10 protein-coding genes and 1 rRNA gene are annotated in these 9538 nt (G+C 58.2%); all 11 read left to right on the top strand.

All coding sequences use genetic code 11. From position 1 onward, the window contains the following. Positions 1-2: 2 nt before the first annotated feature. The 11 genes from rrf to DYI22_RS16010 all read left to right on the top strand — a co-directional run bounded on the left by rrf (position 3) and on the right by DYI22_RS16010 (position 9484). A 5S ribosomal RNA gene (gene rrf, locus DYI22_RS16060) occupies positions 3-117 on the top strand. A gap of 120 nt (positions 118-237) precedes the next feature. Continuing rightward, entirely contained in the window at positions 238-1788 is a 1551-nt protein-coding gene (locus DYI22_RS16055) for a 2-isopropylmalate synthase (RefSeq protein ID WP_213479078.1), read from the top strand. Between the two features lie 26 nt (positions 1789-1814). Next, positions 1815-2630 carry a 2-isopropylmalate synthase gene (locus DYI22_RS16050; RefSeq protein WP_213479077.1) on the top strand — a complete coding sequence of 272 codons (816 nt, stop codon included), beginning with the start codon at positions 1815-1817 and terminating at the stop codon, positions 2628-2630. Positions 2631-2635: 5 nt separating this feature from the next. Next, positions 2636-3112, top strand: a complete 477-nt coding sequence (gene rimI, locus DYI22_RS16045; RefSeq protein ID WP_266099183.1) for a ribosomal protein S18-alanine N-acetyltransferase — start codon at positions 2636-2638, stop codon at positions 3110-3112. 131 nt (positions 3113-3243) lie between these two features. Next, positions 3244-4824 carry a peptide chain release factor 3 gene (prfC, locus tag DYI22_RS16040; protein ID WP_213479075.1) on the top strand — a complete coding sequence of 527 codons (1581 nt, stop codon included), beginning with the start codon at positions 3244-3246 and terminating at the stop codon, positions 4822-4824. A gap of 20 nt (positions 4825-4844) precedes the next feature. Further along, the gene (locus tag DYI22_RS16035) at positions 4845-5621 is read left to right on the top strand and encodes a TatD family hydrolase (protein ID WP_213479074.1); all 777 of its coding nucleotides are present in this window, start codon (positions 4845-4847) and stop codon (positions 5619-5621) included. A 206-nt stretch (positions 5622-5827) separates the two neighbouring features. Further along, positions 5828-6256, top strand: a complete 429-nt coding sequence (rplM, locus tag DYI22_RS16030; protein WP_213479083.1) for a 50S ribosomal protein L13 — start codon at positions 5828-5830, stop codon at positions 6254-6256. Between the two features lie 12 nt (positions 6257-6268). After that, the gene (rpsI, locus tag DYI22_RS16025) at positions 6269-6661 is read left to right on the top strand and encodes a 30S ribosomal protein S9 (protein WP_213479073.1); all 393 of its coding nucleotides are present in this window, start codon (positions 6269-6271) and stop codon (positions 6659-6661) included. 239 nt (positions 6662-6900) lie between these two features. After that, positions 6901-7497 (top strand): ubiquinol-cytochrome c reductase iron-sulfur subunit, encoded by a 597-nt coding sequence (gene petA / locus DYI22_RS16020; protein ID WP_213479072.1) that lies wholly within the window; start codon positions 6901-6903, stop codon positions 7495-7497. After that, the gene (locus DYI22_RS16015) at positions 7497-8729 is read left to right on the top strand and encodes a cytochrome b (RefSeq protein WP_213479071.1); all 1233 of its coding nucleotides are present in this window, start codon (positions 7497-7499) and stop codon (positions 8727-8729) included. Before petA ends, DYI22_RS16015 begins: the two co-directional genes overlap by 1 nt. Then, positions 8729-9484, top strand: a complete 756-nt coding sequence (locus DYI22_RS16010; RefSeq protein ID WP_213479070.1) for a cytochrome c1 — start codon at positions 8729-8731, stop codon at positions 9482-9484. Before DYI22_RS16015 ends, DYI22_RS16010 begins: the two co-directional genes overlap by 1 nt. Positions 9485-9538 lie beyond the last annotated feature (54 nt).

The following is a 9538-nucleotide window of genomic DNA, read 5'->3' as shown; positions in this document are numbered from 1 at the left end:
TGCCTGACGACCATAGCGGTCTGGAACCACCTGATCCCATCCCGAACTCAGAAGTGAAACAGACCTGCGCCGATGGTAGTGTGGCGTTGCCCATGTGAGAGTAGGTCATCGTCAGGCTCCTAATACCCTAAACCCCAGCATCCTCGATGCTGGGGTTTTTTATTTGGGCCGCGAAAACTATGTGCCGGTGATATACTTCCGCCCATAAGCATCGAACCTTCTTAAGGGAGTATCCCAATGCCCGCAACCGATCATCTGGTCATTTTTGACACTACGCTCCGGGATGGAGAGCAAAGTCCTGGCGCTACCATGACCAAGGCGGAGAAGCTCCGGATTGCCAAGGTGCTGGAAAAGCTGCGCGTCGATGTGATCGAAGCGGGCTTTGCCATTGCAAGCCAGGGCGATTTCGAGGCGGTGAAGGCGATCGCTGAGAATATCACCGACTCTACCGTCTGCAGCCTTGCCCGGGCACTGGATGGTGATATAGATCGGGCCGCAGAGGCGATACGGCCGGCAAACAGCGGCAGGATTCATACGTTCATCGCGACCTCGCCAATTCATATGAAACACAAGCTGCAGATGGAGCCTGATCAGGTGGTTGAGCAGGCGGTCCGTGCGGTGAAGCGGGCGCGTAGCCACACCGACGATGTGGAGTTCTCCTGCGAAGACGCCGGTCGCTCAGAGCTGGACTTTCTCTGTCGCATTATTGAAGCGGCGATTGATGCGGGCGCCCGCACCATCAACATCCCGGACACCGTGGGCTACGCCATTCCCGAGCAGTTTGGTGAAACCATCCGCCAGCTACTGAACCGAATCCCCAACGCCGACAAGGCGATTTTTTCAGTCCATTGTCACAACGATCTCGGACTTGCGGTTGCCAATTCACTTGCCGCGGTTAGCCAGGGCGCGCGGCAGGTGGAGTGCACCCTGAACGGCCTCGGCGAGCGCGCCGGCAATGCCTCGCTTGAGGAAATTGTCATGGCGGTGCGCACCCGCCAGGACCTGTTCACGCTGGATACCCGTGTCGATGCCCGTCACATTGTTCCCGCGTCGCGGCTGGTGTCGACGATCACCGGTTTTCCGGTACAACCGAATAAAGCGATCGTGGGTGCGAACGCCTTTGCTCATGAGTCCGGCATTCATCAGGACGGGGTGCTCAAGCACCGGGAAACCTATGAGATCATGCGAGCGGAAGACGTGGGTTGGCACACCAACAGTCTGGTGCTTGGCAAGCATTCCGGCCGGAATGCCTTCCGCACCCGGCTGCTGGAGTTGGGCATCCAGTTCGAGACGGAAACGGAACTCAACGAGGCCTTTACCCGATTCAAGGCTTTGGCCGATCTGAAACACGAGATCTTTGACGAGGATTTGCAGGCGATTGCCAGTGATACCCGTCAGAAGGAAGAGGACGGTCGCTTTGGACTGGTGTGTATGCAGGTATGCTCGGAAACCGGCGTGGTGCCCAAGGCCACTCTCACGCTGATGATGGATGGCAAAGAGCACAGGGTGGAGGCCGAGGGCAGTGGCCCTGTCGATGCCACCTTCAAGGCCATCGAATCGCTGGTGGACTCAGGATGCAACCTCCAGCTCTACTCCGTCAACAATATTACCAGCGGAACGGACGCCCAGGGTGAGGTGACGGTAAGGCTGGAGCGGGGCGGGCGTATCGTGAATGGCGTGGGTGCCGATACTGATATTATCATTGCCTCGGCCAAGGCTTATATCGAAGCATTGAATCTCATCAGTCGAGGGGGTGTGCGACAACACCCTCAGGTAGCCGATGTCTGATCCCAGCGAAATCTCAGAGAGTCTGTATGTCCATTCCTGAAGTCGAGCGTCAGTTTTACCTGGGGATGGCCGGTATTCAGCTCTGGTATGCCCGTGAGCCATTGCCCGGAGCCGCGCCGAGTCCGGAGTTCGATTTCCCGGAGGAGATCGAGGTTGACAGTCTCGCAGGTGGAGCGCCGGTGCCGGCGCCTGCACCCGTCAAATCCGGCAGTGCTCCAGAGAACGTCGTCAGTTCAGGCCAGGCCGGTGAACGAATTGCCCACCTGCAAGCGCTGATGGCCGGCGCCACACCGGTTGCTGACCCGGCGCCGGTGGTGGCAGAGTCGGTGGCGATTGCGGAGTCAGAGGGCGAGGAGCCGACAGAGGAGCCTGGCACTGCTACGCCGGCGGTGGAGGTGGAACGTTTCTCCGATATTCGGGCGACGCTCGGGATCTGGCGTGCCGGCCAGATCGTCTTGGTTGCCGGCATCTCCGACGACGCCAGCGAGCGATTGCAGGAGGCTCTTGCCAGCAATATTCTCGCCGCACTGAGTGATCGGTCTGCGGTAGCGCCCAACTATGTGCGCTGGCCGGTATTCGCCAATCCGTTGGTGCCGGGGAATGGCTTTGCGGACTTATCACGTCTGCTGTCTTCCATGGTGGATAAACCGGAAGCGGGTCACCTTGTGCTTATGGGTGTGATGCCCGGCGAGCAGGTCGAGAACCGCCAGGGGTGGCTCGAGCGCACCTTCGGCGCTATCACAGTGGATTTTCCCCATTCGCTCGCGGAGCTTGCCGCCGTGCCTTCCTACAAGCGGGCCTTATGGAACGAGCTCAAGCCGCTGGTAGGGAGTCGCCAGTGACGCGGCTGTCATACCAGGCTGTGCGCGATAACGATTGCACCATCGACCCGCTGGCGCCGGGCGACCTGCCCGAGGTTATGGAGATTGAGCGGTGCAGTTACTCACACCCGTGGAGTGAGGCAGTGTTCCTCGATTGTTTTCGTCCGGACTACCGCCTGTGGGCTTTCCGCCACGGGGGGAGTCTGGGGGGCTACGCCGTCGTGGCCTACCTTTACGATGAGGCCCACCTGCTGAACCTGTGCGTGGCAAAGGCACGCCGTGGCGAGGGCGCTGGCCGTCAATTGCTGCGCCACCTCGTGGCCCGGGCAACCCACGACGGCATGCAACAGACGATTCTCGAGGTGCGGGTGTCCAATAGCAGTGCCGTTGCACTTTATGAGTCGGAGGGCTTCCGCGTGATTGGTCATCGCCCGGGCTACTATCCGGCGGCGAATGGCCGGGAAGATGCCAAAGTGATGGCACTTGACCTGAGCACTGACTGACTCGCCCCGGGGTAAAGCCTGGCGCGCTTCGTGGCAACCGCTCCGCCGGGGCGGACATCGTTCGCGTCTCGGTGTTATTCCCCCTATAATGGCGGCCTTTTCAGCGTATTTGAATCAGGTTGCCGTCCATTATGTCCACCCTTGAAAAAGAAGTGTCCAATCGTCGTACCTTTGCGATTATCTCGCACCCGGATGCTGGTAAAACCACCATTACCGAAAAGGTTCTGCTGTTCGGTCAGGCCATCCAGAAGGCCGGTACCGTCAAGGGCAAGAAGTCAGGCCAGCACGCCAAGTCGGATTGGATGGAGATGGAAAAGGAGCGGGGTATCTCGGTCACCACCTCGGTGATGCAGTTCCCTTACAGCAATCGCCTGGTCAACCTGCTTGATACCCCGGGGCATGAAGACTTTTCGGAAGACACATACCGCACACTGACCGCCGTGGATTCCTGCCTGATGGTGATCGACAGCGCCAAGGGCGTCGAGGATCGCACCATCAAACTGATGGAGGTCACCCGTCTCCGGGATACGCCGATCCTGACTTTCATGAACAAACTGGACCGTGACACACGGGACCCGGTTGAGCTGATGGATGAGGTTGAAGATATCCTCAAGATTGCCTGCTCACCGGTGACCTGGCCCATCGGTATGGGTAAGAATTTCAAAGGGGTTTACCATCTGTTGAAGGATGAGGTCATCCTTTATCAGTCAGGCCAGGGGCATACCATCCAGGAGCGCCGTGTCATTGCCGGGCTCGACAACCCGGAGCTGGATGAGGTCCTCGGGGCATATGCCTCCGATCTGCGCGACGAAATTGAGCTGGTCAAGGGCGCTTCCCATGAGTTTGATCACGAGGCGTTCCTCAAGGGCGAGCTTACACCGGTCTTTTTCGGTACCGCGCTGGGTAATTTCGGGGTCGATCACATGCTCGATGGTCTGGTGGAGTGGGCGCCGACGCCTCAGCCGCGCGAGACGGATCAGCGTCTGGTGGAGCCGACGGAAGATGGTTTTTCCGGCTTTGTTTTCAAAATCCAGGCGAACATGGACCCGCAGCACCGGGATCGCGTAGCCTTCCTGCGTATTGTGTCCGGCCGCTACAGCCAGGGAATGAAGGCCCGGCATGTGCGCATTGGCAAGGATGTACGGTTTTCCGATGCCCTGACCTTTATGGCGGGGGACCGTGAACATGCGGAAGAGGCGTTCGCCGGCGACATCATCGGCCTGCATAACCACGGCACGATCCAGCTTGGCGATACCTTCACCGCAGGTGAGGATGTAAAGTTCACTGGTATTCCCAACTTTGCGCCAGAACTGTTCCGCCGTATCCGCCTCAAAGACCCGCTTAAATCCAAGCAACTACAGAAAGGGTTGATCCAGTTGTCGGAAGAGGGCGCCGTGCAGGTATTCCGCCCCCTGAAAAACAATGACCTGATTGTGGGTGCCGTGGGGGTGCTGCAGTTTGATGTGGTGGTCAGCCGGCTGAAGAGTGAGTACAAGGTCGAGGCGGTTTACGAGGCCATTAACGTGGCGACGGCCCGCTGGGTCACCGCCGCCGATGAGCGCAAGCTCGACGAGTTCCAGCGCAAGAACAACGACTACCTGGCGCTCGACGGCAGCAACCAGCTGGCTTACATTGCACCTACCATGGTGAACCTGCAACTGGCGCAGGAGCGCTATCCCGACATTGGCTTCCACAAGACCCGGGAGCACTGACGACGGCCAGGCCGGATGGTATGAACCTCATCGACGTCCACTGTCATTTCGACTTTCCGCAGTTTGATGGCTGCCGGGAGCAGGTCCTGGCGCGTGCGCGCGAGCAGGGTGTCGAGCGGGTGGTCATCCCCGGCGTCCGGCGGCCGGACTGGCCGCGGGTAAGGCAAACGGCTGACAGTTGGTCAGGCCTGTTTTACTGCCTGGGGATCCATCCCTGGTTTATCGGTGAGCACAGTGCCGAAGACCTGGCAGCGCTGGAAGAAGCCCTTGGTAAGGCGGAGGGCCGCTGCGTGGGAGTCGGGGAGTGTGGGCTGGACCGCCTGAAGGGAGAGCTTGCCGACCAGATTCCCTGGTTTGAAGCGCAGGTGGACATCGCCAGTCGCCTGGGCCTGCCACTGATTATCCATTCCGTGCGAACCCACGACGAGATTCACGGCATTCTGCGGGCTCGCCGTTTCAACGGACGCTCGCTGGTGCACGGATTTTCCGGCAGCTACCAGCAGGCGCGGAAGCTGGTCGATCTGGGCTGCTACATCGGCGTCGGCGGTGTTATCACCCATCCCGGGGCGAGAAAAACCCGCGACGCCATTGCCCGCTTGCCAATTGACGCGCTCGTGCTCGAGACGGACGCCCCGGACATGGCGCCGGAGGGGGTCGCCAAGGGCTGCAACTCCCCGGAATATCTGCCAATTATTCTGGATGCCCTGGTCGAATTGCGGTCCGAGAGTCGGGAGGCGCTGGCCGGCCAGTTGGTGAGCAACGGCTGCCGGCTCTACGGCTTGCCCGCACCGGGGTAGGGGATTAGCGAAACAACGCGTAATAGGGTTGGCTTTCCGGTGTGGTTTGGATATACTTCGCGCCCTGGCTTTTCAAGGCGATGCCATCATCTCAGCCCCGAATGATGTCACTGCCGATCTTTACAGGTACAGAACCTCCTCCGGATGCCAAGCATTTACCGGTGGTGGTTTTTAACGTTTCTTATATAGCGTTCAAGGCGGAATCAATGAAGACTCTGAGTGCGAAACCAGAAACAGTAACACGTGACTGGTACGTTGTAGACGCAGCCGGCAAGACGCTGGGTCGTCTGTCAACCGAAATCGCCCGTCGTCTGCGGGGCAAGCATAAGCCTGAGTATACCCCTCATGTAGACACTGGCGATTACATCGTTGTGATCAACGCAAGCCAGGTCCGGGTTACCGGCAAAAAAGCATTTGCAAAGATGTACTACAGCCACACTGGCTTTCCGGGTGGAATCAAGTCCATCAACTTCGAGAAGCTGGTCGACAAGGCTCCTGAGCAAATCATTCAGAAGTCTGTCAAAGGCATGCTTCCGAGTGGCCCGCTCGGCCGTGCCATGTTCAAGAAGCTGAAAATTTATGCCGGCGCTGAGCATCCTCACGCAGCCCAGCAGCCCAAAGAACTCGACATTTAACGGAAGGCGGATATGTCTGTAGCACAAAATTACGGTACTGGTCGCCGCAAGACATCCACGGCTCGGGTTTTCATCAAGCCGGGAAGCGGTAACATCTCTATCAACGGTCGCTCCATCGAAGATTTCTTCGGTCGTGAGACCCTGCGCATGATCGTTCGTCAGCCTCTGGTTGTTGCTGAGTCCAGCGATCGTTTTGACATCAATATCACCGTCAAGGGTGGCGGCATCAGCGGTCAGGCCGGCGCTATTCGCCACGGTCTGACCCGTGCCCTGATGGATTACGACGAGACTCTGCGCCCGGCACTGCGCAAAGCGGGTTACGTTACCCGTGACGCCCGTGAAGTTGAGCGTAAGAAAGTGGGTCTGCGGAAGGCGCGTAAGCGTCCTCAGTTCTCCAAGCGTTAATTGCTGGAGCGCTACCCTCAAAAAACCCGGCCCTCGGCCGGGTTTTTTATTGTCCGGCTGACGATTCTCGACGTGGCCCGGGGCGGGGTGGTCCGTTGGTGGCGCCTTTCCGACTTGTAAGGCCCGGGTAATTTCATTACCATTTGGGCGCTTATAATTTTGGGTTGTGAAGTCCTTTTTGAAGTGTGGCAGCGCCGGATCGCGGTGCTCTGCGCCTCGCCTGATGGGAGAAAACCATAATGAGTAATGGCGACGTGAGCCAAGGCCGGCGCCGGTTTCTGATCGGTGCTACGTCGGTGGTAGGTGGAGTCGGCGTCGTCGGTGCGGCAGTTCCTTTCGTGGCGTCCTGGAATCCCAGTGCCAAAGCGGAAGCAGCTGGTGCGCCGGTCACCGCTAATGTCAGCAAACTGGAGCCGGGTCAGCAGATGACCGTTGAGTGGCGAGGTAAGCCGGTTTGGGTTATCCGCCGTACCCCGGAAATGCTTGAAAACATCAAAGAGCTGAACGACCGGGTAAAAGACCCCCAGTCGGAAGAGGCAAATCAGCCCGCGTATGTTGAAGGCATCTACCGTGCGGTCAAGGAAGAGTACGTGGTGCTGGTGGGCATCTGTACTCACCTGGGATGCTCGCCTCAGTTCCGTCCGGAAGTGTCTCCCGCTGATCTGGGCGAAAGCTGGCTTGGCGGTTTTTACTGTGCGTGCCACGGCTCACGTTACGATCTGTCGGGTCGTGTTTACGCCAACCAGCCGGCGCCGCAGAATCTGGAGATTCCTCCGTATCGTTTCGATGACGAGAATACTCTGACCATCGGTCTTGATCCGGAGGGGGCTGCGTAATGCAAAAGTTAGTATCCTGGATTGATGAGCGTCTTCCCGTTGTTGACGCCTGGAACAAACACGTTGGCAAGTATTACGCGCCAAAAAACTTCAACATGTGGTACTTCTTTGGCTCTCTGGCCATGCTGGTACTGGTCAATCAGCTGATTACCGGTATCTGGCTCACCATGAGCTACAATCCGTCAGCCGAGGGTGCCTTTGCTTCCGTTGAGTACATCATGCGCGATGTGGAGTGGGGATGGCTGCTTCGTTATCTGCATTCCACCGGTGCATCTGCGTTCTTCGTGGTGGTTTACCTGCACATGTTCCGTGGTCTGATGTATGGCTCCTATCAGAAGCCCCGCGAGCTGATCTGGATCTTCGGCATGCTGATCTATTTGGTGCTGATGGCGGAAGCCTTCATGGGTTACCTGCTGCCCTGGGGTCAGATGTCCTACTGGGGTGCCCAGGTTATCGTAAACCTGTTTGGCGCCATTCCGGTGATCGGCGACGATCTGTCCCTGTGGATTCGGGGTGACTACCTGATCTCCGGCATCACACTGAATCGCTTCTTCGCCCTGCACGTTGTCGCCCTGCCTATCGTCCTTCTGGGTCTGGTGGTGCTGCATATCCTGGCGCTGCACGAAGTGGGATCGAACAACCCCGACGGTATCGATATCAAGAAAAACAAGGACGAAAACGGCATCCCGAAAGACGGTATCCCGTTCCACCCTTACTACACCGTGCACGATCTGCTCGGCGTGGGTGTGTTCTTCTTTATCTTCTTCATCGTGGTCTTCTTCTTCCCGGAAATGGGCGGGCTGTTCCTCGAGAAGCCTAACTTCGAGCCGGCCAATGCGTTGAAAACGCCGGATCATATTGCGCCGGTCTGGTACTTCACACCGTTCTACGCGATGTTGCGTGCGGTGACAGTCGACCTGTTCGGACTGGACGCCAAGTTCTGGGGTGTTGTGGTCATGGGCGCCGCCATTGCCATCCTCTTTGTGCTGCCCTGGCTGGACAAGAGCCCGGTGCGCTCCATGCGCTACAAAGGCTGGATCAGTAAAGTCGCGCTGGCGATTTTCGTGGTGAGCTTCGTGATTCTGGGTTATCTGGGCATCGTCCCGGCGACCGAGGGGCGTACCATGGTGGCTCAGATTCTGACCACACTGTACTTCCTCTACTTCATTCTCATGCCGTTCTACACTCGCATGGAGAAAACCAAGCCAGTTCCAGAGAGGGTGACAGGATAATGAGAAAGCTGATTTTTGGTCTTTTCATCGCGATCCTGCCGGCGCTCGGGCTGGCAGCAGGTGCTGCGGTTCCCCTGGATACCATGGAGCCGGATCACACCAACAAGGCATCCCTGCAGCGTGGTGCGGCGCTGTTCACCAACTATTGCATGGGTTGCCACTCCATGGAGTATGCCCGCTACAAGCGGGTATCCGACGATCTCGAGATCCCGGCCGCTCTCTATGAAGAGAACCTGATTTTCACCGGCGCCAAGATCGGTGAGCTGATGAAGGTTTCGATGAGCAAGGACCAGTCCGCGGGCTGGTTCGGTGCGCCGCCACCCGATCTGACCCTTGAGTCGCGTCTGCGTGGCGAAAGCTGGATCTACTCCTACCTGCGTGGTTTCTATAAAGACGATTCGCGCCCGCTGGGTGTGAATAACGTCGTCTTTGAGAACGTAGGCATGCCTCACGTTCTGGTCGACCTGCAGGGCCTGTGTGCTGTTGAGCCGAAGATCGGCCATGGTGCCAGCGTGGATCCCCTCAGTGGCAACATCAATAATGCCGATGCCTGTCCCGAGTATGCGACCGAAGGTAGCATGTCGGCGGCGGAGTTTGACCGCGCCATGTACGACCTGACCAACTTCCTTTCTTACATGGGCGATCCGGTGAAAGTGGAGCGTGAGCGGATGGGGATCTTCGTTCTGATCTTTGTCGCCATCTTCTTCATCTTCGCCTACCTGCTCAATCGTGAGTACTGGAAGGACGTGCACTGAGATTTCAGGTATAATCTCCGGTCCTGAGTTCCAGCGGGCAATCACCGGCCCGCT

It is taken from the genome of Marinobacter lipolyticus, from assembly GCF_018424605.1.
GTDB lineage: Bacteria > Pseudomonadota > Gammaproteobacteria > Pseudomonadales > Oleiphilaceae > Marinobacter > Marinobacter lipolyticus_B.
The sequence above is the reverse complement of the archived record's forward strand: the minus strand, read 5'-3'. Positions and strand labels throughout refer to the sequence as shown.

Excerpts from the sequence above, each read along its gene's own strand:
- DYI22_RS16050 (WP_213479077.1), top strand. The coding sequence starts at position 1,815 with ATGTCCATTCCTGAAGTCGAGCGTCAGTTTTACCTGGGGATGGCCGGT.
- DYI22_RS16015 (WP_213479071.1), top strand. The coding sequence starts at position 7,497 with ATGCAAAAGTTAGTATCCTGGATTGATGAGCGTCTTCCCGTTGTTGAC.
- rpsI (WP_213479073.1), top strand. The coding sequence starts at position 6,269 with ATGTCTGTAGCACAAAATTACGGTACTGGTCGCCGCAAGACATCCACG.
- petA (WP_213479072.1), top strand. The coding sequence starts at position 6,901 with ATGAGTAATGGCGACGTGAGCCAAGGCCGGCGCCGGTTTCTGATCGGT.
- DYI22_RS16035 (WP_213479074.1), top strand. The coding sequence starts at position 4,845 with ATGAACCTCATCGACGTCCACTGTCATTTCGACTTTCCGCAGTTTGAT.
- rplM (WP_213479083.1), top strand. The coding sequence starts at position 5,828 with ATGAAGACTCTGAGTGCGAAACCAGAAACAGTAACACGTGACTGGTAC.
- DYI22_RS16055 (WP_213479078.1), top strand. The coding sequence starts at position 238 with ATGCCCGCAACCGATCATCTGGTCATTTTTGACACTACGCTCCGGGAT.
- DYI22_RS16010 (WP_213479070.1), top strand. The coding sequence starts at position 8,729 with ATGAGAAAGCTGATTTTTGGTCTTTTCATCGCGATCCTGCCGGCGCTC.
- prfC (WP_213479075.1), top strand. The coding sequence starts at position 3,244 with ATGTCCACCCTTGAAAAAGAAGTGTCCAATCGTCGTACCTTTGCGATT.